This window comes from Actinoplanes sp. ATCC 53533 (assembly GCF_003947245.1).
Map to the genome: position 1 here is coordinate 1 of NZ_QHHV01000026.1, position 23,101 is coordinate 23,101.

A 23,101-nucleotide genomic window follows, 5' to 3' on the forward strand; every position below is an offset into this window, starting at 1 on the left:
CGGCCTGGCCGCGGAACTGGACGGCGAAGCCCTCGTCGATCGCTGAGATGTCCGGCGCGCCGCTGCCGGCCACCAGCTTCTTCTGCAGGTCCTGGTGCTGCGCGTTGAACTCGCCGGAGTTCAGCGAGATCTTGACGTTGGGGTGGTCCTTCTCGTATTGCGCCTTGAGCGCTTCCAGGCCGAAGTCTCCCCAGAAGTTGACCTTGAGGGTGACCTGAGCCGCCGTCGCGTCGCTGTCACCGCCGCTATCGAGCTTCTCGCCACTGCAACCGGTAAGAGCCAGGGTTCCGGCAAGGCCTGCGGCGATCAGCGCCACGCCTCGCTTGGCGAACCGTTCCATTACTCCTCCACCCAGGGAAAGTGCTGTGCGAATTTACTGAACCGGATAAGTGACGCGACCGTATGACGTGGCTCACCCGCTGTCAAGAGTGTGTTTCACGTTGATGTCTGTGTCCGTAACCAACCACTGTAAGCAACCGTAAAGCGGGTCAAAATGGTCAGTATGTTTCGTCGGGCTACCGCGAAGGCAAGTGGTCTGCAACACTTAACCGATCAAGTTCACAGCGCTCGCCAGGGACTTAGCGGGGCGAGGTAGCGTGAGAGCGCTCCACCAGCGATGGTCCGAAAAGAGAGGCGACCTTCAGTGAAGCGGCCGACGATCGCCGACATCGCGCGCCGGGCCGGTGTGTCCAAAGGGGCGGTGTCCTACGCGCTGAACGGGCAACCGGGCGTCTCCGAGGCGACCCGCCAGCGCATCGTCGCCATCGCCCAGGAGATCGGCTTCAACCCCAACAGCGCGGCGCGCGCCCTCTCCGGCGCCAGCGCCCGGGCGGTGGGCCTCACCCTGTGCCGGCCCGCCCGCATACTGAGCATCGAGCCGTTCTTCATGGGCTTGATCAGCGGCTTCGAGCAGGAGCTGGCCGCCCGGTCATACGCGCTGACGCTGCAGGTGGTGGCCACCCCGCAGACGGAGACCGACGTCTACCGCAGGTGGTGGGGCGAGCGCCGGGTGGACGGCGTCTTCGTGACCGACCTGCGGGAAAACGACATCCGCATCCCGGTGCTGAACGAGCTGCAGCTGCCGGCGGTGGTGATCGGCGGACCCGGCGACACCGGAAAACTGCCGCAACTCTGGTCCGACGACGCGGGCGCCATCACCGAAGCGGTCGGCTACCTGATGGCCCTGGGCCACCGCCGCATCGCCCGGGTCGGCGGCCTCCCGGATCTGCTGCACACGCAGACCCGAACGCGAGCGTTCACCGAGGTCTGCGCGTCGCTGGGCCTGAGCGAAGCGGTGACGGTGCCCTCGGACTACACCGGCGAGGAGGGCGGCCGCGCCACCCGCCGCCTGCTGATCAACGCGGAACGCCCGACGGCGATCATCTACGACAACGACGTGATGGCCGTGGCGGGCCTGTCGGTGGCCCAGGAGATGGGCCTGTCGGTGCCCGGCGACCTGTCGATCGTGGCCTGGGACGACTCACCGCTGTGCTCCCTGGTCCACCCCCCGCTGACGGCGCTGACCAGGGACATCGCGGCCTACGGAGCGCACGCCGCCCGCCAGCTGCTGGCGGCGATAGCCGGCGAACCGGTCCAGGACGTGGAAGAGGGAACGGCACACCTGACGCCCCGGGGCAGCACGGCCCCACCCCGGGAAAGCTGACGTCTCCACCCGGTTGCGGCCTCAGGCCCGGTGGGTGTCCAGATATGCCTCCATGCGCTCGGCCGGCGCCGGCCTGGCCAGCGCGAATCCCTGCCCGTAGAGGCAGCCCGCGCGCCGGGCGCGCGCGATCTGCTCCGCCGTCTCCAGCCCCTTCGCGACCGTCTCGAGGCCCAGCCGGCGGCCCAGGCTGACCACCACGTCGATCACCGCCGGGCCGGCCGCCGGCTCCGGTGGGGTGTTCACCAGAGCCTGATCGAGCTTGAGCATGTCGACCGGCAGCCGGCGCAGGTGCGACAGCGAGGCCTGGCCCGCGCCGAAGTCGTCCAGCGCGGCGCGGACGCCGAGTTTGCGCAGGCCCGCGAGCGACGCGACGATCGCCGGCAGGTCTTCGGCGACCCAGGTCTCCTGCACCTCCACCACCAGGCGCTCCGGCTCCAGCTCGTAGCGGCCCAGGATCTCGGCCACCCGTTCCGGGAAGCGGGCCGTCAGCAGCTCGCGAGGTGCGACGTTGACCGACAGCCAGAAGTCGCCGCTGCCCGCCGTCCAGCCGGCCAGGTGACGGCAGGCCGCGTCGAGGACCCACTCGTCCAGCTCGGCGGCGCAACCGACGGCGCGGGCGATCGGCAGCAACTCGGCCGGCAGGACCGTGCCCATCTTCGGGTGGCGCCAGCGCAGCAGCGCCTCCACACCCACCGGCTGCTCGTCACGGAGCGACACCACCGGCTGGAAGACCAGGTCGAGCTCGCCGCGATCGGCCGCGCCGAGCAGCTCGCGTTCCAGGTCCATCCGGCGGTGCAGCTGAAGCTCGATGTCCGTGTCGTACCACTCGACGCGGTCGCGGCCGAGCTGCCGGGCCCGGCTGCGCGCCAGGTCGGCGTGCCGCAGCACGTCCTCGGAGTCGCTGCCGCCGGCAAGTTCGGCGAGGCCGATGCTGGTGTGCAGCTCGACGATCGTGCCGGGCAGCTGGTACGGCTCCAGCAGCAGCGTCACGATCCGGGTCGCCAGCGCGTAGGCGAGGACCGCACCCTCCGGCGTGAGCACCGCGAACTCGTCGCCGCCGAGGCGGGCCGCCACGTCTTCCTCGGCGAGCAGGCTGCGCACCCGCCGGCCCACCTCGATGAGGACCGCGTCGCCGGTCTCCCGGCCCTTGTTGTCGTTGATCTCCGCGAGGCCGTGCAGGTCGATCACCAGCAGCGTGCCGTGCTGCCCGGCGCGGCGCCGGTGGTCGAGCAGGTCCCGCATCAGCGCCCGCCGGTTCGCCAGGCCGGTCAGCTGGTCGGTGTAGGACAGCCGGTGCAGGGTGCGTTCGAGGTGCCGGCGTTCGCCGACGTCGCGGACGTGCACGACCAGGGCGGCGACCTCGGGCACCGACCGCTGATCGGCCACTGTGGACTCGGTGTCGCGCCACATCCCGTGCCCGTCGCGGATCCGCGCGCTCAGCAGCGCGGGCGGGCCGTCGTCGTGCTCGCCGGCCAGCAGGGACTCCAGGCCGGCCTGTGCGCTCGGAACGTCGTCGGGGTGGATGAGCTCGAGGAACGTGCGACCGATGACCTCCGAGTCCGCGAGGCCGAAGAGCCGGGCCGCGGCCGGTGACTGCCAGCGCACGGTCAGCCTGTCGTCGAGCACCAGCGTCAGGTCGGTGGCGCCGGCCACCAGCGAGCGGAAGTGCGCCTCCTTGATGCGCAACTGCCCGGTGTAGCGGCGGATGTCGCTGACCACCAGCAGCTCGCGCATGGTCAGCACGGCGACCATCGCGAGGCCGAGCAGCACGGCGGTGCGGTCGAAGGTCCCGAAGAAGGCGAGGTGGTACAGCGCGGCGACGACGCCGATGCCGGCGGGCACGGCGAGCAGCGGATAGCCGGACAGATACCGATCCTGCTCGCGAGGCGCGGTCGACTCGGGCAGATTGCGCCGGGAGCCGCCCTCCGCGGTGAGCCCCAGCCCGGCCACGATCAGCAGGCCGCAGATCGTCACGGCCCAGCCGTCCAGGCCCGAGAGAATCAGGTTGGCGGCGGTGCAGAGCGCGAGCAGGACGAGAATGGCGCCGCCCCCGCACCGCAGCGCGGCCGGACGATGCAGGCGGGCCCGCAGCACGATGACCGTGACGATCGAGATGCCCGCCGCGGCGAGCAGGATGCAGCAGAGCGCGGTGACCGGGATCCGCTTCATCGGCGTGACCAGATAAGCCGCGAAGCCCAGGGCGACGCCGAGCCCCAGGCCGTCGAATGCGCGGCGCAGCCGGATCGGGACCGTCGAGGCGGCGCCGGGCAGCAGCATGGTGCCGAGGATGTAGAGCACGGCGGCCGCGCCCACCCCGGCGGCGGCGTAGATTCCCCGACCGGGTGGGTTCGCGAAGAGCACCGCGGTGGTCACCCCGGCGGCGAGGGCGCCCATACCGATGAAACCGGCGCCGCGACAGGCCGCGAACGTGCCGTCCCGGTGGTGGATCACCAGGGCGGTGTGCACCAGGACCACGGTGGCCCAGAGCGCGACCACACCGACGCCGAGGGCCAGCGCGGCCAGGTCGGAGATCAGCCCGGCCAGCGCGCTGACCAGCACGACTCCGCCGGCCCCGGGCACGGCCAGGAACGCCACCCGGTGGGGCCAGGTGCCGGTACGCGCGGTGGGCTGCACTGCCACGTGGGGGGTGATCCTCTGCGGACTGTGAGGGCTAGGCGGAACAGGCAACGGCGACGAGGGTCACTGCACCCACACCGGGTAACGAATGTCCTCCGGACAGGTTACGTGCGCGCGGGAGCACTTCGCACGTCGAGATCGTCGGGTATGGACGGCCGCACGGCAATCGAGCCGAAAGACTGAGCGGTCCCCCCTGCCCTCCGCCAGACGCCCGATCCAGCCCGGCCCGGCCGACGGACCAGACCTACGGGACCAGGCCGGCGGACCATGCCCAGCCCAGCGGCCCATGCCCGGCCTGGCGGATCATGCCCGGCCCAGCGGCCACGCCCGGCCTGGCGGATCACGCCCAGCCCAGCGGCCACGCCCAGCCCAGCGGCCACGCCCAGCCCAGCGGCCACGCCCAGCCCAGCGATCACGCCCAGCCCAGCGGCCACGCCCGGCCTGGCGGATCACGCCCAGCCCAGCGATCACGCCCGGCCCGGCGGCCGCGGAGCGAGGATCCGGTTCTCGCCGGTGTTTGCCTCTGTGGCCCTTTCTCGGCCGGGCGGGCTGCGTCGGACGGCCGTGGCGCTCAACCGCCGGCGACCGACGGGAGCACCTGGATCTCCGCGCCGGACGGGACCGGGGTGGCCAGGCCGCCCGAGCGGCGACAGTCCTCCCCATCCACATAGATGTTCACGTACCGGCGCAGTTCGCCGCTTTCGTCGCGGATCCGGCGTTCCAGCCGGGGCCAGCGCTCCCTGATCTCGTCCAGGACGGCAGCCAGCGTTCCTCCGTCACCCACCTCGAGGTGCGCCGATCCGCCCGCCTCGGCGCGCAGCACCCCCGGCACCAGCACCGTCGGCATCAGAGGGTCGCCGCCCGCACGCAGAGCACGTCGGGCAGGTGAGTCGCCACTGACGACCAGCTCTCGCCCTCGTCACGGCTGGCGAACACCTCGCCGGACCGGGTGCCGAAGTAGACACCGGCCGGCTCCGCGTCGTCCGCGCACATCGCGTCGCGCAGCACCGGCGAATAGAACGGCTCCTCGGGCAGCCCGGCCTGGTGTGGATGCCAGCTCTCCCCCGCGTCGGTGGACCGGAACACCCGGCAACACAGGTCGACCGGCTCCCGCTGACCGTCGCTGACCAACGGGAACGTCCACAGCGTGCCGCTGCGCCGGGGGTGCGCGACGATCGGGAAGCCGAAGTCTGCCGGCAGCGGCTCGGCGATGGACTGCCAGGTGTCGCCGCCGTCCGCCGTGCGGTAGACGCCGTGGTGGTTTTGCGCGTAGTAGCGCTCCGGGTCGGCGCCGTCGCGGGCCACCTTGTGGACGCACTGGCCGAACTCGGGCCACGGGTCGGGCAGGAAGTAGGCCTTGATGCCTTTGTTCGCCGGCGCCCAGGAGTCGCCGCCGTCGGTGGTGCGATAGACGCCGCCGGTGGACATGGCGACCAGCACGCGGCTGGGATCGTCGGGGTGCGGCAGGATCGTGTGCACCGCCTGCCCGCCGAAGCCGGCGCCCCACTCGGGCCGGTGCGGGTGGTCCCACAGGGCGCGGACCAGCTCATAGGTGCGCCCGCCGTCCTCGGAGCGGAACAGCGCGGACGGCTGGACCCCGGCGTAGACCACTCCGGGCGCGGCGGGCGTGATCTGCCAGACCCGCTCGACCGCCGCGCCGGCGTCCGCCGGGAAGGCCAGCGGGGCCATGTCGGGCTCCTGCCAGGTGGCGCCGAGGTCGTCGCTGATGGAGACGCTCGGCCCGAAGTGGGAGTTGTCCACCCCGGCCAGCAGCCGGGGCTCCTTGCCGCGATTGTCGATCGCGACGGCGTATATCGCCGTGCCGGGGAAGTGCGCGGAGCTGACCTTCCAGCTCCGCCGGTCGTCCTCACTGATGGCCAGGAACAGGCCTTTCTTGGTGCCGATGGCTAGTAAGTCGGTCATGCCAGGGAGTATCCCCGCCCGGTCCGACAAAAACGCCGCATCCGGCGGGTGCGAGGATGAGGAACGTGAGTCGAAAGCCCGCCCTGCGCGTCCGCAAGTCCGGCGCCCTCGTCGTCGCCGCCCTGATCGCGTTCGTGGGCACCGTGCCGTTCGCCGGATCCCGCTGGGAGCTGACGCCGATCATCCTGATTCCGCTGGCCATCCTGCTCTGGGTGGTCCGGGCCGGCACCGACGTGCGCCCCGGCGGCCTGCGGGTGCGCGCGCTCTTCGGCAGCACCGACATCCCGTGGTCCCGGATCGACCAGCTCGCGCCGGACGGGCGTGGGCGGGTGTCCGCTCTGCTCACCGACGGCAAGGTGATCCGGCTGACCGGGGTGACCACAGCCAACCTGCCCGCGGTCATCACGGCCGGCGGCCAGGAGCTGAGCGACAACGACCACGAGCCCGGCGACGACGACCAAGAACGCAGCAACGATGACCAGGAGCTCAGCGACGGCCGAGCGCCCAGCGACGGAGGCCCGGGGCCAGGCACGACGGCCGAGCGCTGAACGACGAAGGCCCGGAGCCAGGCACGACGGCCGAGCACTGAACGACGAAAGCCCGGAGCCAGGCACGACAGCCGAGCACTGAACGACGAAAGCCCGGAGCCAGGCACAACGGCCGAGCGCTGAACGACGGCTCAGTAGCCGTCGACGACCCGGTTTACCAGCGGCTCCCCGGCGACGAACCGGCCTAGCTGCTCCGCCACCAGGCGGTAGGCCCGGGGCAGCAGCCCGACAACGGCGCTGCCGACGTGCGGGGTCATGAAGACATTGGGCAGCTCCCAGAGCGGATGCCCCGCGGGCAGCGGCTCCGGGTCGGTCACGTCCAGCGCGGCGCCGATCCGCCCGGAGGCCACCTCGATGAGCAGCGCCGTGGTGTCCACCACCGGCCCTCGCGCCGCGTTGACCAGCAGCGCGCCGTCCGGCAGCGCGGCCAGGAAGGCCCCGTCGACCAGCCCGCGCGTCTGCTCGGTCAGCGGCACGAGCAGCACCACGACCTCGGCCCGGGGCAGCAGAGCAGGCAGCTCGGCGACCCCGTGCACGTCCTGCTCGGGCCGGGCGGTGCGGGCCACCCGGGTCACCGTCACGTCGAACGGCGCCAGCCGGCGCTCGACGGCCCGGCCGATCGAGCCGGCCCCCACGATGAGCACCCGCCTGCCGGTCAGCTCCGCGGTCGGGGTGAAGGCGGCCGACGCCCACTCGCGCCGCTGCTGGGCCCGGGCGAAGGCCGGGAACTGCCGCAGCGAGCCGATCGTCGCGCCCAGGACCCACTCGGCGACCGCCGCGTCGTGCACGCCCGCCGCGTCGTAGAGCTGCACATCGGGCGGCACACGACCGATCCAGTTGTCCGCGCCGGCCGAGAGCAGCTGCACCACCCGCAGGCCGGTGAGCTTCGGCAGCAGGTCGATGGCGGCGGAGCCGAACGGCGGCACCAAGAACCGGACCTCCGTGGGATCCGACGGCAGCGTAAGCGCGTCGGCGCAGACCTCGACCCGGACGCCGGGCGGCAGCGCGCCGAGCAACTCGCGGCCCTTGGCGTGGGCGATCCAAACCTTCACCGTGCCCAACTTAGCCGGGCCGGGGACCGGGTGCCCGGCCCGAGATCGAGGTGTGCCGGACGTCCCAGCGGACGCGGCTACCCTGGACCGGGGAAACGAGGAGGTCGTGTGATCGAGCGCAGTCCGAGAGTCCGCGCGCGCGCCGTGACGCTGAGTGCCGCGGTTCTGGGCGCCGTGTTGGCCCTGAACGCCGCGTGCAGCTTCGGCCCCCCGGACCCGGACGTGGCGGGCGAGCCGCCAAATCTGCCGGCGCCATCCGTCTCCGCTGGTCCCGACAGCGGCAGCGGCGGCGAGTCCGCCGCGGCGGCCACGGTGCTGGCCAAGGGCCTCGAGGTCCCGTGGGGCCTGGCCTTCCTGCCCGACGGCGGAGCCCTGGTCACCGAGCGTGACACCGCCCGCATCCTGCAGGTCGGCCCGGAGTCGGGCACCGAGGGACTCAAGGTCACCGAGGTGCAGCGGCTCACCGAGGCGGAGCCCGGCGGCGACGGCGGCCTGCTCGGCATCGCCGTCTCCCCGAAGTACGCGACGGACGCGACGGTGTTCGTGTACTACTCGACGGCGACGGACAACCGCGTCGCCAAGCTCAAGCTCAAGGGCAAGCCGCAGCCGATCCTCACCGGCATCCCGCACTCGGCCAACGACAACGGCGGCCAGCTCGCCTTCGGCCCGGACGGCATGCTCTACGTCACCACCGGCGACGGCACGAGCGGCACCCTGGCGCAAAACCCGAAGAGCCTCGGCGGCAAGATCCTGCGGATCACCACCGCCGGCCGGCCCGCGCCGGGCAATCCGGTCAAGAACTCGCCGGTCTGGTCGTCCGGTCACCGCAACGTGCGGGGCATAGCCTGGGACGCGGCCAAGAAGATGTACGCGAGTGAGTCGAATCAGAAGAAGACCGGCGAGCTGAACGTGATCCAGAAGGGCAAGAACTACGGCTGGCCCGGGGTCGACGGCACCGGCACGAACGCCAAGTTCACCAGTCCCCTGGTGACCTGGCCGATCGAGGACTCGAACTGCGCGGGGGTGGCGGTGCTGGAAAGCATGGTCGCGACGGCCTGCCTGCAGGGCCAGCGGATGTGGATGGTCGACGTGACCGGCAACGGCACGCTGCTGGGCCAGCCCCGGGCGTTGCTCGCCGGCGAGTTCGGCCGGCTGCGCGCGCTGGTCGCCGCGCCGGATGGCTCGTTCTGGGTCACCACCTCCAACCAGGAGGAGGGCGCCGACCCGGCGCCGGAGGACGACCGAATCATCCGGCTGGTGTTCTCCGACGGCGGAGCCGGTCGGAGCTGACCATCAGCACTGTTTGGCGACCGGCGCGCGGGGGCAGGTGAAATGTTGACCATGAACGAGAAGATCTCCCGTGCCCGCGCGTCGGTGGACCGCACCTGGCAGCTGCCCTGGGCCCGACGGCTGCGCATCTGGGCGGCCGTCGTGGCCGTCAGCCTCACCGGCGTCTTCGTCGGCACGATGCTGTTCGCCCAGTCGGAGATCGCGGTGGGCCCGTTCCGGGCCGACATGTCGATCAGCCCGTCGATCGCGGGTGGCACCGAAGTGGAGATCCCGCCGCTGGGCGCGCTGCACCTCGACAGCCACGACGGCCCCATCCACCTCAAGGTGAACCTGGGCTCGCTGGACCAGGAACGCACCGAGGCGCTGATCGACGACCCGACGGCGATCAGCGCCGCCGGGCAGTCGGCGGTCGACGACGTGACCAAGGGCGTGCTGCAGCTCGGGCTGCGCGCGCTCGGCGCGGCGATCGTCTGCGCGCTCATCCTGGCGGCGCTGATCTTCCGCAACATCCGCCGGGTGGCGGCCGCCGGGGTGCTGGCGCTGGTGGTGACCGGCGGCAGCCTGGGGCTGGCCGCGGGCACGGTCCGGCCGGATTCGATCAGCGAGCCGCGCTACGAGGGCCTGCTGGTCAACGCGCCCGCGGTGGTGGGTGACGCGCGGCGCATCGCCGACAACTACGGCCGGTACGCCGACCAGCTCCAGCAGCTGGTCAGCAACGTCAGCCGCATCTACACCACGGTGTCGACGCTGCCGGTGTTCGAGCCGGCCAGCAACACCACCCGCATCCTGCACGTGTCCGACCTGCACCTGAACCCGACCTCGTGGGGCGTCATCCGCACGGTCGTGAAGCAGTGGGACATCGACGCCGTGGTCGACACCGGCGACATCGTGGACTGGGGCAGCAACGCCGAGACCTCGTACGTGAGCAACATCGGGCAGCTCGGGGTCCCGTACGTCTACGTGCGCGGCAACCACGACTCGATGGCGATCCAGGCGGCGGTGGCCCGGCAGAAGAACGCGAAGGTGCTCGACAACACGACCGTGACGATCAACGGCCTGACGTTCGCGGGCATCGGCGACCCGGAATTCACACCGGACAAGAGCGAAAACCCGCCGGTGAACGCGGACGACCCGACCGCCTCTCCGCTGCTGGCCAGCGGGGAACGCCTGGCCACGACGATCCGCGGGGCGCAGACGAAGGTGGACGTGGCGCTCGTGCACGACCCGGCGATGGCGCCGCCGCTGTCCGGGGTGGTGCCGCTGGTGCTGGCCGGCCACAAACACAAGCGCGAGGTGAGCGTGCTGGCGGCGCCCTCCCCGGCGACCTCACCGTCACCGGCGCCGAGCCCGTCGGCGCCGGTGACCGAGGCGCCCCAGAAGACCCGGCTGCTGGTGGAGGGCTCAAGCGGCGGGGCGGGCCTGCGCGGGCTGGAGAACGAGGAACCGACGCCGCTGACGATGTCGGTCCTGTACTTCGACGAGACCCACGCCCTGAAGGCCTATGACGACATCCAGCTGGGCGGCACCGGCGAGCAGAACGTGACGATGCAGCGCAAGGTGGTCGGCAAGGACGAGCCGGAACCGACGACGAACCCGTCGGTCTTCAACGCCGTGACCCCGGGCATCAACCCGAGCAGCGTCCCACCCGGCCGCTGAACCAACCCGGGCCCAGCGCCGCCGCTTTCCACCGCTCTCAGCCCGGAGGGTGGCGTGACCAGGCCGGGACGGCAAAGCCCGGCCCTGTGTGCCACAGGACCGGGCGGTGCCGTACGGGAAGGGCCTAGGCGAGGCGCGCGAGGATCAGCTCGCGGACCGTCTTGGCGTCCGCCTGGCCGCGGGTCGTCTTCATGACCGCGCCCACCAGGGCTCCGGCCGCCGCCACCTTGCCGTCGCGGATCTTCGCCGCGATCTCCGGGTTGGCCGCGATGGCCTCGTCGACCGCGGCCGTGAGCGCGCCCGTGTCGGAGACGACGCCGAGGCCGCGGGCCGCGATCACCGCTGCCGGGTCGCCCTCGCCGGCCACGACGCCCTCGAGGACCTGGCGGGCCAGCTTGTCGTTGAGCTTGCCCTCGTCGACCAGGCCCTGCAGCTGCGCGACCTGGGCCGGGGTGACGCCGACCGCGGCGAGCTCGACGCCCGTCTCGTTGGCGCGGCGGGCCAGCTCGCCCATCCACCACTTGCGGGCGCCGGCCGCGGTGGTGCCCGCGGCGATGGTCTGCTCGATCAGCTCGGTCGCGCCGGCGTTGGCCACCGACTGCATGTCGAGCGCGGAGATGCCCCACTCCTCGGCGAGCCGGGCGCGCTTGACGCTGGGCATCTCGGGCAGGGCCGCCTTCAGCTCGGCCACCCACGCGGTGTCGGGCGCGATCGGCACGAGGTCGGGCTCGGGGAAGTAGCGATAGTCGGTCGCGGTCTCCTTGGAGCGGCCCGGCCGGGTGTCGCCGGTGGTCTCCTGGAAGTGCCGGGTCTCCTGGAAGATCCGGGTGCCGTCGGTGAGCAGCATCGCCTGGCGGATGATCTCGGAACGGACCGCACGCTCGACCGAGCGCAGCGAGTTGACGTTCTTCGTCTCCGTGCGGGTGCCCCACTCGTCGCCCGGCCGGTTCAGCGAGGTGTTCACGTCGCAGCGCATCGAGCCCTGCTCCATGCGCACGTCGGAGACGTCCAGCGAGCGGATGATGTCGCGCAACTCCGTCACGTAGGCCTTGGCCACCTCGGGCGCGCGGGCGCCGAGGCCGGGGACCGGCTTGGTGACGATCTCCACCAGCGGGATGCCGGCCCGGTTGTAGTCCACCAGCGACTCGGTCGCGCCGTGGATGCGCCCGGTGGCGCCGCCGACGTGCAGCGACTTGCCGGTGTCCTCCTCGAGGTGGACCCGCTCGATCTCGACCCGGAAGGTCTCGCCGTCGATCGCCACGTCGACATAGCCGTCCACGCAGAGCGGCTCGTCGTACTGGCTGGTCTGGAAGTTCTTCGGCATGTCCGGGTAGAAGTAGTTCTTCCGGGCCATCCGGCACCAGGACGCGATGTCGCAGTTGAGCGCGAGGCCGATCCGGATGGTGGCCTCGATGGCGGCGCGGTTGGCCACCGGCAGCGCGCCGGGCAGGCCGAGGCAGACCGGGCAGACCTGGGTGTTGGGCTCCGCGCCGAACTCGGTCGGGCAGCCGCAGAACATCTTGGTGTTCGTGCCGAGCTCGACGTGCGTCTCCAGGCCGATGACCGGCTCGTAATGGGCGATCGCGTCCTCGTACGAGGGCAACACGGTCGTGCTCATGCGAGAGACTCCAAACTGAGCTCGGGCGGGGTGAACGTCCCGACGGCCGACTCGAGGGCGGCGGCGACCCGGTACATCCGGTCGTCGGCCATCGTCGGCGCCATGACCTGGAAACCGACCGGCAGTCCCTCGGAGAGCCCGCACGGCACGGAGATGGCCGGGCCGCCGTACAGGTTCGTCGGGATGGTGTAGAGGTCGGCCAGATACATCTGATATGGATCCGAGGTGCGCGACCCGAACGGGAACGCCGTGAACGGCGTGGTCGGCGAGATCAGCACGTCGGCCTTGGTGAACGCGCTCGTGAAGTCGCGCGTGATGAGCGTGCGGACCTTCTGCGCCTGGCCGTAGTAGGCGTCGTAGTAGCCGCTGGACAGCGCGAACGTGCCGAGGATGATGCGGCGCTTGACCTCGGGGCCGAAACCGGCCTCCCGGGTCAGCGACATGACCTCCTCGAGCGACCGGTTGCCGTCGTCGCCGACCCGCAGGCCGTATCGCACGCCGTCAAAGCGGGCCAGGTTGGAGGACGCCTCGCTGGGCGCGATCAGGTAATACGCCGGGAGGGCGTATTCGAAGTGCGGGCAGGACACCTCGACGACCTCGGCGCCGAGCTTGACCAGCGCCTCGACCGACTCACGGAAGGCCGCGAGCACGCCGGGCTCGGCGCCGTCGCCCGTGAACTCCTTGACCAGGCCCAGCTTGACCCCGGCCAGGTCACCGGTGGCGCCCAGCCGGGCGGCCGCGACGACGTCGGGCACCGGCTGCGGGATGGAGGTCGAGTCGCGCGCGTCGTGGCCCGCGATCACCGCGTGCAGCAGCGCCGCGTCCTCGACCGTCCGGGCGCAGGGCCCGGGGGTGTCGAGGGAGGACGAGAAGGCGATCAGGCCGTATCGCGACGTGCCGCCGTACGTCGGCTTGGCGCCGACCGTGCCGGTGACCGCGCCGGGCTGCCGAATGGAGCCGCCGGTGTCCGTGCCGATCGCCAGCGGCGCCTCGTAGGCGGCGAGCGACGCGGCGCTGCCACCGCCGGAGCCGCCGGGGATGCGCCCGAGATCCCACGGGTTGTGAGTGGGGCCGTAGGCCGAATATTCGGTGGAGGAGCCCATCGCGAACTCGTCCATGTTGGTCTTGCCGAGCATGACCGTGCCGGCGGCGCGCAGCCGCTCGACGACGGTCGCGTCGTAGGGCGGCCGCCAGCCTTCGAGGATCTTGGAGGCGGCGGTGGTCGGGATGCCGCGCGTCGCGATCACGTCCTTGACCGCGACGGGCACGCCGGCCAGCGGTCCGAGCTCCTCGCCCTTGGCCCGCTTCTCGTCGACGGCGCGGGCCGCGGCCAGCGCACCGTCTCTGTCCACATGCAGGAACGCGTGCACCCGCTCGTCGACGGCGGCGATCCGGTCGAGGTGCGCGGTCGCGACCTCGACGGCGGAGGCGTCGCCGCCGCTGATCAGGCCGGCGACCTGCGCGGCGGTCATCCTGGTGACGTCAGTCACGGCGCTCAGTCCTCCTCGTCCAGGATGCGCGGCACGCGGAACCGGCCCTCGGCGGAGTCGGGGGCGCCGGAGAGCGCCTCCTCCTGCGTGAGGGACGGCTGCACGACGTCATCGCGGTAGATGTTGGTCAGCGGCACGGAATGCGAGGTCGGCGGGATGTCCTCGGCGGCCACATCACCGATCCGGGCGACCGACTGCAGGATGACGTCGAGCTGACCGGCGAATCGGTCGAGCTCCTGCTCGGTCACGGCGAGCCGCGACAGGCGCGCGAGATGCGCGACCTCTTCGCGGGAGATGGCGGCCATCGTGCCCCCTTGGTATGGATGTCGCTGACCCGGGAAGTCTATTTCCCGGGGCCGTGGGCGTGGGCGGCGGCTCCCCGGTCTGTGGATAACTCCTCAGAGCCGAACTTCCAACTCGAGCTCGTGGCGCACCGGGATGCCGTCCAGCATCGTCGGGATGGCCGGTTTGAGGGCGCGAGCACGCGTCACCGCGTCCCGGTGCACGGCGACCAGGTCGTAGCCGTGACGCTGATAGAAGCGCAGGGCGTTGACGTTGTTGTTGGTGGTCACCAGCCAGAGCCGGGCCGCCCCGGCCGCGACGGCCGTCTCGCGGACCCAGCCGAGCAGGGCACTGCCGACTCCGCTGCCCGACCGGTCGGCGGCTATCGACACGACCTCCCAATCCGCCCCGACGACGCGGTAGGTGAGCAGCCCCGACGGTTCGCTCCCGTGCCAGGCGATCGCGGCGGGCAGCGCGGCCGCGTCGATCAGTTCGTCGTGGACGGCCACCACGGTGCCGCTGAACGCGGCGGTCAGCGACCGTCGCAGGTACGGCTGGTCGGCGGGCGTGGCCGGGCGCACCTCGATCGCCATGGCACTCCTCAGGACGTCGGCACCGCCAGGGCGCCGGGTTCACGGCCGGGTCTCAATGGACGATAGCGGGACAGCCAGACCGCCAGATCCGGCGCCGGCATCGGCCGAGCGTGGAACCAGCCCTGCGCCGCGTGACAGCCGGCCGCGGCCAGCAGCCGCCAGGTGCGCTCGTCCTCCACGCCCTCGGCCACCACCCGCAGCCCCAGCGAGTCGGCCAGGGCGATCACCGAGCGCACGATCGCCGCGTCACCCCGGTCGGCGGCCATGCCCAGCACGAACGAGCGGTCGATCTTCACCTCGGAGAACGGCAGCCGGCGCAGATGCTGCAACGACGAGTAGCCGGTGCCGAAGTCGTCCAGCGAGATGGCCACGCCCATCCGGTCCAGCCGGGTGATGGTGTCCAGCACCCGGTGCGGGTCGGCCATCAGCGCGCTCTCGGTGATCTCGAGCTGGAGCAGGTCGGGCGGTACGTCGTACCGGTGCAGCAGGGTGTTGATCTCCTCCGCGATGTCCGCCGCGTGCAGGTCCCGGACGCTGACGTTGACCGCCGCGCGGAGCGGGCGGCCGGCCGCTCGCCAGGCCCCGAGCTGGCCGATCACCTCGCGCAGCACCCGGCTGGTGAGCAGCCGCATGACGGGCGTCTGCTCGGCGACCCGCAGCAGCTCGCTGGGGCCGACCATGCCGCGCACCGGGTGCCGCCAGCGCAGCAACGCCTCGACGCCGACCACCTCGCCGGTCGCGACGGCGATCTGCGGCTGGTAGTAGACGGTGATGCCGTCGGCGGCCGGATCGCCGCCGGGCTCGGCCCGCACGGCCAGGCGCAGGTCGGCCAGCAGGGTGAGGTCGGGAGTGTGGTGCTCGGTGTCGCGGGCGTAGACGGCGACCTGGTCGCCGCGCTCCTTGGCGTCGTACATCGCCGCCTCGGCCTGGCGCAGCAGCGAGGCGCCGTCACCGCCGCGTTCGGACTGCAGCGCGATGCCGATGGAGGCGCTGACGTCGATCGGCAGGCCGTCGAGGGCGAACGGCCGGCCGAGTTCCTCGGCCAGGTGCGCGGCGAGCCGCCGGGCCGCGGCCGGCCCGTCGACCCGGGTGGCCAGCACCGCGAATTCGTCGCCGCCGAGACGCGCCACAAGATCATGCGGGGGTACGACCGCGACGAGCCGGCGGGCGACCTCGACGAGCAGCCTGTCGCCGGTGGTGTGCCCCAGGGCGTCGTTGACGGTGCGAAACCTGTCCAGGTCCAGCAGCAACAACGCGAGCCGGCGCTCCGGCCGGTGGGGACCGCGGCCCGTCCACCGCTCGGCGACAGAGGTCTGCAGGGCACGACGGTTGGGCAGGCCGGTGAGGGAGTCGACGCGGGCGGCCCGTTCGTATTCGCCGGTGGAGCGCACCATCCGGTGCACGGCGTGCAGGGCGAGCAGGACCAGCGGCACGAGCGCGAGGCCGACCTGTGCGGCTGCCAGGACCACGGGCCCGAGCAGCAGCAGCGCGGCGGTGGCGAACAGCTCCGGCCCTCGGCGCCGCGCCCGCGGCCGGCGGCGACCCGCACCGGCGCAGCGGGTGATGAGCGGGTCGAGGCCGGCGCGGGCGCCGATCCAGGCTGCCGCGGCCGCGACGGTGAACACGGCGTCCTCCCAGTGCGGCTGCGCGCCCGCGTGTAGCCCGGCGAGCACGGCGACCACGGCGGCGCCGGTCAGGGCCACGGCATGCTGCACGGCGAGGTGCAGAGCGCGGCGGGCGGACTGGCGCATCCGTACACCGGCCACGGCCATCGCGGCCAGTTGCACAGCGAGGGCGGGCACGAATCCCCAGGCGAGCACGATGCCGAAGGTGAAGCAGATGGACGGCAGGATCACGGAGCTGGCCCGCCGGTTGGCGACCACATAGGGCCGCGCGTCGACGGCGAGGGCGAGCGCGGCCATCACCCAGAAGGCGGTGGGCAGCTTCTCGAAGGCGTGCGGCAGGGCTGCCCACAGCGCTAAATCGACGACGACGGCCCCGCCGACCGCGGTGACCGCACCCCGCCGGGCGGTGACGGACTGCGCGCCGCCCGGCCGTGAACCGGGCCGGCGCCCGGGACGCCAGCCATGCCCCCGCCAGCCACGCCCCCGCCGGCCCGGCGCCGCCCCGCGGGGCAATGCATGATCCAGTGAGCCGTCAGCGGCACGCACGCCGCCGGCCGCCGGCTCTTCCGCCGGCATGGAGCTGCGCTGTTCTGCGGCGTCCATGCGACCTCCACGGTGGCGTCGACCAAACGATCATCCTCACCATAGATCCGCATGGACAAAACTACGCGAAACAGACTCGCCGTTATCAAATCGCCGTATCCGCCGGAACGTGGAACCTGTCGAAATTCACCCGTTGGTGAATCGGCGGCGGTGGCCTACTCCGCCGTTTCGGCGGACGGCGCGGGCTCCTCCGCCACCGCGGCCGCGGCCTTCTTCTTGGGCTCCTTGGGCACTTCCGGGGCGATCTCGGCCACCGCGCGAGCCGCCTCCGGCCCCTCTGCCAGCAGCACGGCGAAGCCCTGCTCGTTGAGCACCGGCACCCGCAGCGACAGCGCCTTGTCGTATTTGCTGCCCGGGTTGTCGCCCACTACCACGAAGGCCGTCTTCTTCGACACCGAGCCGCTCACCTTGCCGCCGCGCGACAGCACCGCCTCGGAGGCCTCGTCACGGGTGTGGGTGGACAGGGTGCCGGTCACCACCACGGTCATGCCGGCCAGCGGCCGGCCGCCGGTCTCGGACCGTTCCTCCGCCATCTTGACGCCGCTCTCGCGCCACTTGCGAACGACCTCGCGGTGCCAGTCGACCGCGAACCATTCCCGCAGGCTCTCCGCGATCGTCGGGCCCACGCCGTCGACGGCCGACAGCTCCTCGATCCGGCCCTCGGCGACCGCGGCCTCGATGGCCGCCATCGAGCCGAACTCCAGGGCCAGCGCCCGCGAGGCGGTCGGGCCGACGTGCCGGATCGACAACGCCACGAGCACCCGCCACAACGGCCGTTCCTTGGCCTCCGCCAGATTTTCCAGCAGCTTGACCGCGTTGCTGCCCAGCGTGCCGTCCATGTTGACGAAGAACGGCGAGCGCGACAGATCGTCGGCGGTCAGCCCGAAGAGGTCGCTCTCGTCGGTCAGCACCGAGGACTCGTAGAGCGCCCGGGCGGCCTTATAGCCGAGCACCTCGATATCCAGCGCGTTGCGGCTCGCCAGATAGAAGAGCCGCTCGCGCAGCTGCCCCGGGCAGTGGTGTGAATTGGGGCAGCGGATGTCGATGTCGCTCTCCTTGGCGGGAGCGAGCGGGGTGTCGCACTCGGGGCAGCGCGTCGGCATCACGAACGGATGCGCGTCGGCGGGCCGCAGATCCATGACCGGGCCGAGCACCTCCGGGATCACGTCGCCGGCCTTGCGCAGCACCACGGTGTCGCCGATCCACACGCCCTTGCGCTCGACCTCCCGGGCGTTGTGCAGGGTCGCCTGGGCCACCGTGGAGCCGGCCACCAGCACGGGCTCGAGCACCGCATAGGGCGTGACCCGGCCGGTGCGTCCCACGTTGACGAGGACGTCGAGGAGCTTGGTGGTGACCTCCTCGGGCGGATATTTGAAGGCGATCGCCCAGCGCGGCGCCCGGCTGGTCGAGCCGAGCCGGCCCTGGATGGCCACGGCGTCCACCTTGACCACCACGCCGTCGATCTCGTGCTCGACGTCGTGCCGGTGCTTGCCGTAGTAGTCGATGTAGTCGCGGACCTCGGCCATCCCGTCGACCAGCCGCCAGCGGTCGCTGGTGGGCAGCCCCCAGGAGCGCAGCGCCTCGTAGGCATGCGACTGCGAATCCGGCCGGAACCCCTTGCGGGCGCCGATGCCGTGCACGACCATCCGCAGCCCCCGGGAGGCGGTGATCCGCGGATCCTTCTGGCGCAGGCTGCCGGCCGCGGCGTTGCGCGGGTTGGCGAACGGGGCCTTGCCCTGCTCGACCAGCGAGGCGTTGAGATCGGCGAACGCGGAGGCCGGGAAGTAGATCTCGCCGCGCACCTCGAGCAGCTCGGGCGGATCGTCGTCGATCAGTCGGTCGGGGATCTCACGGATGGTCCGCACATTGGAGGTCACGTCCTCGCCCGTGCGCCCGTCGCCGCGGGTGGCGCCGCGGACCAGCCGGCCCTTCTCATAGGTCAGGTTGATGGCGAGGCCGTCGACCTTGAGCTCGCAGATGAACCGCACCGGCCCACCGGCGTCCCGCTCGGTGCGCTCGGCCCAGGCCGCCAGCTCGCCCTCGTCGAAGACGTTGTCGAGCGACATCATGCGCTCGGCGTGCTCGACCGGGGTGAACAGGGTGGAGAACGTGCCGCCGACGTTCTGGGTAGGAGAGTCGGGGGTGCGCAGCGCCGGGAACTGCGCCTCAAGCGCCTCCAGCTCGCGCAGGAGCCCGTCGAACTCGGCATCCGAGATGGTCGGGGAATCCAGGACGTAGTAGCGGTACTGATGGCCGCGCAGCTCGTCACTCAGCTCGGCGTGCCGGGTGCTGGCCGCCGGGGTCGGCTCGGGCCCGGCGGCGGCCACTTGCTCGGCGGTCGGCCGGCCGCCTGCGAGCTGCTCGGCGACGGCCGCCTGAACACCGTCGGATTGCGTTTCGACAGGCTGGACAGGCTGCTTCTCAGGCACCGGGTGACCTCCGTGGTTCGTGCTTCTAAGGGCACGGTAGTCGCCGGGTCTGACAAAACCGTCGGCCTGCGTGCTCCGTGTCCAGCGCGCCGCGGCGGGCAGCGGGCCGGCGGCAGCGTCAGACTTCGGCCAGGCGCCGGCCGGCGTCGCGGCAGGCCTTCAGCACCTCGCGCACGTACGGCTGGGAGGCGCCGGCCAGGCCGCAGGCCGGGGTGATCACGACCTGCTGCGGCAGGCGGGCGGCCGGAAAGCCGAGCCGGCTCCACAGCTTCCGCACCCGCTCGGCGACCTGCGCCGAGGTCAGCGCGCGCCCGTCGGCCGGCGGCCGGGTGGGTGCGGCACCGGCGAAGAGGCCGAGGCCGGCCTCCAGCGCCTCACCCAGCGGGTCGAGATCCTTGATCAGCGAAAGGTCGAGCGTGGCGGCGGCGACCCGGGCATCCCGGAAGACCTGCAGCGGCACGTCCGGGGCGCAGCAGTGCACGATGACCGGCACCCCGACCGCCTCGACGATCGTCCGCAGGCCCGTCGCGGCGTCGGGACCGTCCACCGCGTGGTAGGCGCTCAGCCCGCTCTCGGTTGGGATGTGCCCGGCGAGCACGGCCGGCAGCGAGGGCTCGTCGAGCTGCAGCAGCAGGGACGCGAGCGGAAGCCGCTTCCGCAGGTCGGCCACGTGCGAGCGGAGCCCTTCGCCCAGCGACTCGGTCAGATGGCGCACGGCGCCGGCGTCGCGCAGCATGCGGCCGCCGATCGGCAGGTCCAGGTTGGCGGCCAGGGTCCACGGACCGGCGGCCTGCACCTTGATCGTTCCGGCGAACCGGTCGGCCTGCTCGCTGAGCTGGTCGAGGTCGCGTTCCAGCAGGTCAGCGATGTGACGCTGGTCCTTGCCGGGACGCGGCGCCATCTGCCAGCGGCCGACGTAGAGCTGCACGGGCAACTCGGCCAGCAGCCCGGCAGTGCGGCCGATCAGGTCGGAGCCGGGGCCACGGTTGGGCAGCTCGGCGAGGTGCGGCAGGTCGGGCAGCTCGCCCATGACCAGGCGCTGGGCCTCGGCGATGTCCGTACCGGGAAGCGAACCGATCCCGGTGGCCGCGCCGGACGGCCAGGGGAAATCAGGCACCGCGCGCCGCCCCGACCCCGCCGGCGTTCGCCTCGGCGCCGAAGCTGCCGGACGTGATCGTTGCCGAGCCGAGGACGATGTCGCCCGCCGGGTCGGGGCGGTAGGCCACGATCGCCTGGCCGGCCGCGACGCCGCGGGCCGGAGCGCGAAGGTCGGCCACCAGGCCGTCCGGCCCGACTGTCACCACGGCCGGGACGACCTCGCCGTGCGCGCGCAGCTGCACCTCGCACTCGACCGGGGTCCGCTCGCCGTGCCAGATCGTCCGGGTCGCCGTCACGGTGTCGACCGCGAGGTCCTCACGCGGGCCGACCGTCACGGTGTTGGTCTTCGGGGTGATCGACAACACATAGCGGGGACGCCCATCCGGGGCCGGAACCCGCAGGTCAAGGCCCTTACGCTGGCCGATCGTGTAGGAATAGGCCCCATCGTGCCGCCCGAGCACGGCACCCGTGCGACCGTCGACGATGTCGCCCGGCGCCTCACCGAGCCGCTTGGCCAGGAAACCCTTGGTGTCGCCGTCGGCGATGAAGCAGATGTCGTGCGAATCCGGCTTTTCCGCGACGGCCAGGCCACGCTCGGCCGCCTCCTCGCGAACCCGGGCCTTGGTCGAGTCGCCGAGCGGAAAAACGGCCCGGTCGAGCTGGGCGCGGGTCAGCACGGCCAGGACGTAGGACTGATCCTTGGCCATGTCGACGCTGCGGCGCAACAAGCCGTCCGGGCCCAGCCGGGCATGATGGCCGGTCACAACCGCGTCGAAGCCCAGGGCGACCGCCCGGTCCAGCACGGCGGCAAACTTGATCTTCTCGTTGCAGCGCAGGCAGGGGTTGGGGGTGCGGCCGGCGGCATATTCCGCGACGAAGTCATCAACCACGTTGTCATGGAACTGCTCGGCCATATCCCACACATAGAACGGGATGCCGATGACATCGGCGGCACGCCGAGCGTCACGCGAATCCTCCAGCGTGCAGCAACCCCGCGCACCGGTCCGGTAGGTCTGAGGATTCCGCGCCAGCGCCAGATGCACCCCGGTCACATCGTGGCCGGCATCCCGAGCGCGCGCGGCAGCGACAGCGGAGTCGACCCCGCCGGACATTGCTGCAATCACTCGCACCCACCAAGCCTATCCGCCCCGGTCTTTCCCGCTACGGCAGCCTTCTTCCGGGCACGAGCACGGCCCGCTCCCGTAGGCGCACAAGCCCAGGAAGTGCCGTCCCGGCCTGATCACACCGCCATCCACCTCTTTCCGGTACGGAAAGCCTCGGCTCCCGTGGCACACAAGCCCGGGAAGTGCCGTCCCGGCCTGATCACGCCACCATCCGGGCTGAGAGCGGTAAATAGTGTTCAGCCGCTCTCGCCGCTCCTAGCGTCGCGTGATCGTGGATGCGCGATGCACGATCGAGCCGGAGTTTCCCCGTTCTCGCAGGTCACGCCTCTGCGAGAACGAGAGATCAGATAACGCGGCCAGCATCACGCGACACAAGAGACCGCCCAGCCTGGTCTGCTGGATCGCGGTGGAGACCTCTGCTTGTCCATCCAGCAGCAGAGTCGCGATACCTCGCTTGAGCGACAGCGCGGCGGCACGGTCCGCTCCACACCCGCACGCGACAACGTCGACCCCGGACCGGCGACCAGGCGAGGATCCCGTAGCCGCGTAGTCCGCTCCGCACCCGCACCCGCAACGTCGGCGGCCCTGGCAAGGATCCTGTAGCCGCGTAGTCCGCTCCGCACCCGCACCCGCACCCGCAACGTCGGCGGCCCGGCGAGGATCTTGTGGCCGCGCGGACGCTCGCCTTTCGCCGTCTCGGGATAGCTCGCGCCGCAGGGCATCCAACCTCCGCCCAGGTCACGCGGCACGCCGGCCAACCCGACCCAGCACTTCGCGGCGGCGCGCTGATCAGGCAAGACGCAAGGTCCACCGACCCCGGTCAACCGGTGGTTTGCAACGCCTCCCACCTGCAGCATCTCCCAGGCCGGCTCTCACGTCCCTTGAACTGGGCCGCAACGGACGCGGGAATGGCGGGCCCCGAGGGTGTTGCAACCACCGGTTGAGCTCGCCACCGCTACCCGATCGCCGCAAGGTCCTCGCCAGCCAACCGACCCTCCACCGATAGCGGTCGCGCCAGTCGGGAGCGGACCACACCCCTGCAAGATCCGGACGCGAACCGAGGACGCCCGCGATCTTGGAGACCTGCGGTGTGCTCGGCCCAGCTCATCAAGGTCGCGGCAGGTGGCGAAGATATGGGGGGTTGTGAGAGGTCAGATACCGGAGCTTGGGACGGAATGTTCACCCGGTGGTACGTGACCCCGGCATGTGGGAGCAGGGTCCGTGAGCTGGACGTCGTGCCCGCATGATGGACCGCCGCCTAGCCTCGCAGAGGAAACGGTTCCGATGACTCGCTTCATGGACGCTGCCACCGGGATCGGCTACCGACAGAACACACCGGACACTGGGGAACGAGGCCCCAGGCCGGCCGCTGCTACGAAGATCTCGACAGCAAACTCCAGCCAGTTCTTCGCGAACGCACCGACCCGGACAATCCACCTTGCCGCCGCTCCCAGCCCGGATGGTGGCGTG

17 protein-coding genes are annotated in these 23,101 nt (G+C 71.7%); 4 read left to right on the forward strand and 13 right to left on the reverse strand.

Features of this window, described 5'->3' with window-relative positions; all coding sequences use genetic code 11:
* A partial coding sequence (locus DMB66_RS09980; RefSeq protein WP_125803753.1) for an extracellular solute-binding protein occupies positions 1-340 on the reverse strand: 340 nt, incomplete at its 3' end.
* Between the two features lie 276 nt (positions 341-616).
* On the opposite strand from DMB66_RS09980, the gene DMB66_RS09985 reads away from it, so the two are divergent.
* Positions 617-1,663, forward strand: a complete 1,047-nt coding sequence (locus DMB66_RS09985) for a LacI family DNA-binding transcriptional regulator (RefSeq protein ID WP_199752194.1) — start codon at positions 617-619, stop codon at positions 1,661-1,663.
* 21 nt (positions 1,664-1,684) lie between these two features.
* On the opposite strand, the gene DMB66_RS09990 is transcribed toward DMB66_RS09985, so the two are convergent.
* The 3 genes from DMB66_RS09990 to DMB66_RS10000 all read right to left on the reverse strand — a co-directional run bounded on the left by DMB66_RS09990 (position 1,685) and on the right by DMB66_RS10000 (position 6,223).
* Positions 1,685-4,303, reverse strand: a complete 2,619-nt coding sequence (locus tag DMB66_RS09990) for a bifunctional diguanylate cyclase/phosphodiesterase (RefSeq protein ID WP_233624443.1) — start codon at positions 4,301-4,303, stop codon at positions 1,685-1,687.
* Positions 4,304-4,871: 568 nt separating this feature from the next.
* A complete protein-coding gene (locus DMB66_RS09995; protein WP_199752196.1) occupies positions 4,872-5,147 on the reverse strand; it encodes a ubiquitin-like small modifier protein 1 in 276 nt (91 codons plus the stop codon).
* Positions 5,147-6,223 carry an exo-alpha-sialidase gene (locus DMB66_RS10000; protein ID WP_125803756.1) on the reverse strand — a complete coding sequence of 359 codons (1,077 nt, stop codon included), beginning with the start codon at positions 6,221-6,223 and terminating at the stop codon, positions 5,147-5,149. Before DMB66_RS10000 ends, DMB66_RS09995 begins: the two co-directional genes overlap by 1 nt.
* 65 nt (positions 6,224-6,288) lie before the next feature.
* On the opposite strand from DMB66_RS10000, the gene DMB66_RS10005 reads away from it, so the two are divergent.
* The gene (locus tag DMB66_RS10005; RefSeq protein ID WP_125803757.1) at positions 6,289-6,771 is read left to right on the forward strand and encodes a PH domain-containing protein; all 483 of its coding nucleotides are present in this window, start codon (positions 6,289-6,291) and stop codon (positions 6,769-6,771) included.
* A 131-nt stretch (positions 6,772-6,902) separates the two neighbouring features.
* On the opposite strand, the gene DMB66_RS10010 is transcribed toward DMB66_RS10005, so the two are convergent.
* Positions 6,903-7,823: a 2-hydroxyacid dehydrogenase gene (locus DMB66_RS10010; RefSeq protein WP_125803758.1), complete on the reverse strand. Its 921-nt coding sequence runs from the start codon at positions 7,821-7,823 to the stop codon at positions 6,903-6,905.
* A gap of 111 nt (positions 7,824-7,934) precedes the next feature.
* On the opposite strand from DMB66_RS10010, the gene DMB66_RS10015 reads away from it, so the two are divergent.
* Together DMB66_RS10015 and DMB66_RS10020 are read left to right on the forward strand one after the other, a co-directional pair.
* Complete coding sequence (locus DMB66_RS10015) at positions 7,935-9,113, forward strand: sorbosone dehydrogenase family protein (RefSeq protein ID WP_233624449.1); 1,179 nt, start codon at positions 7,935-7,937, stop codon at positions 9,111-9,113.
* 51 nt (positions 9,114-9,164) lie between these two features.
* Positions 9,165-10,769 (forward strand): metallophosphoesterase, encoded by a 1,605-nt coding sequence (locus tag DMB66_RS10020; RefSeq protein WP_233624444.1) that lies wholly within the window; start codon positions 9,165-9,167, stop codon positions 10,767-10,769.
* Positions 10,770-10,893: 124 nt separating this feature from the next.
* On the opposite strand, the gene gatB is transcribed toward DMB66_RS10020, so the two are convergent.
* From gatB to mnmA, 8 genes are all read right to left on the reverse strand, one after another.
* Positions 10,894-12,387, reverse strand: a complete 1,494-nt coding sequence (gene gatB / locus DMB66_RS10025; protein WP_125803761.1) for an Asp-tRNA(Asn)/Glu-tRNA(Gln) amidotransferase subunit GatB — start codon at positions 12,385-12,387, stop codon at positions 10,894-10,896.
* On the reverse strand, positions 12,384-13,877 hold the full coding sequence (gene gatA / locus DMB66_RS10030) for an Asp-tRNA(Asn)/Glu-tRNA(Gln) amidotransferase subunit GatA (RefSeq protein ID WP_125803762.1): 1,494 nt from the start codon (positions 13,875-13,877) through the stop codon (positions 12,384-12,386). Before gatA ends, gatB begins: the two co-directional genes overlap by 4 nt.
* A gap of 5 nt (positions 13,878-13,882) precedes the next feature.
* Positions 13,883-14,182 (reverse strand): Asp-tRNA(Asn)/Glu-tRNA(Gln) amidotransferase subunit GatC, encoded by a 300-nt coding sequence (gene gatC, locus DMB66_RS10035; protein ID WP_125803763.1) that lies wholly within the window; start codon positions 14,180-14,182, stop codon positions 13,883-13,885.
* Between the two features lie 93 nt (positions 14,183-14,275).
* Positions 14,276-14,752: an N-acetyltransferase gene (locus tag DMB66_RS10040; protein WP_125803764.1), complete on the reverse strand. Its 477-nt coding sequence runs from the start codon at positions 14,750-14,752 to the stop codon at positions 14,276-14,278.
* Positions 14,753-14,760: 8 nt separating this feature from the next.
* Positions 14,761-16,980 (reverse strand): bifunctional diguanylate cyclase/phosphodiesterase, encoded by a 2,220-nt coding sequence (locus tag DMB66_RS10045; protein WP_233624445.1) that lies wholly within the window; start codon positions 16,978-16,980, stop codon positions 14,761-14,763.
* Between the two features lie 155 nt (positions 16,981-17,135).
* Positions 17,136-19,307 (reverse strand): NAD-dependent DNA ligase LigA, encoded by a 2,172-nt coding sequence (gene ligA / locus DMB66_RS10050; protein WP_233624450.1) that lies wholly within the window; start codon positions 19,305-19,307, stop codon positions 17,136-17,138.
* 220 nt (positions 19,308-19,527) lie between these two features.
* Positions 19,528-20,526, reverse strand: coding sequence for a methionine synthase (locus DMB66_RS10055; RefSeq protein WP_233624446.1), 999 nt, complete (start codon positions 20,524-20,526; stop codon positions 19,528-19,530).
* On the reverse strand, positions 20,519-21,637 hold the full coding sequence (gene mnmA, locus DMB66_RS10060) for a tRNA 2-thiouridine(34) synthase MnmA (protein WP_125803766.1): 1,119 nt from the start codon (positions 21,635-21,637) through the stop codon (positions 20,519-20,521). The genes DMB66_RS10055 and mnmA overlap by 8 nt, the downstream gene beginning before the upstream one ends.
* Positions 21,638-23,101: the final 1,464 nt, after the last annotated feature.

Bases quoted from the DNA above. Each gene is read 5' to 3' on its own strand.
- DMB66_RS09985 (WP_199752194.1), top strand. From the start codon at position 617: ATGGTCCGAAAAGAGAGGCGACCTTCAGTGAAGCGGCCGACGATCGCC.
- DMB66_RS09995 (WP_199752196.1), bottom strand. From the start codon at position 5,147: ATGCCGACGGTGCTGGTGCCGGGGGTGCTGCGCGCCGAGGCGGGCGGA.
- DMB66_RS10000 (WP_125803756.1), bottom strand. From the start codon at position 6,223: ATGACCGACTTACTAGCCATCGGCACCAAGAAAGGCCTGTTCCTGGCC.
- DMB66_RS10020 (WP_233624444.1), top strand. From the start codon at position 9,165: ATGAACGAGAAGATCTCCCGTGCCCGCGCGTCGGTGGACCGCACCTGG.
- gatB (WP_125803761.1), bottom strand. From the start codon at position 12,387: ATGAGCACGACCGTGTTGCCCTCGTACGAGGACGCGATCGCCCATTAC.
- gatC (WP_125803763.1), bottom strand. From the start codon at position 14,182: ATGGCCGCCATCTCCCGCGAAGAGGTCGCGCATCTCGCGCGCCTGTCG.
- DMB66_RS10040 (WP_125803764.1), bottom strand. From the start codon at position 14,752: ATGGCGATCGAGGTGCGCCCGGCCACGCCCGCCGACCAGCCGTACCTG.
- DMB66_RS10045 (WP_233624445.1), bottom strand. From the start codon at position 16,980: ATGGACGCCGCAGAACAGCGCAGCTCCATGCCGGCGGAAGAGCCGGCG.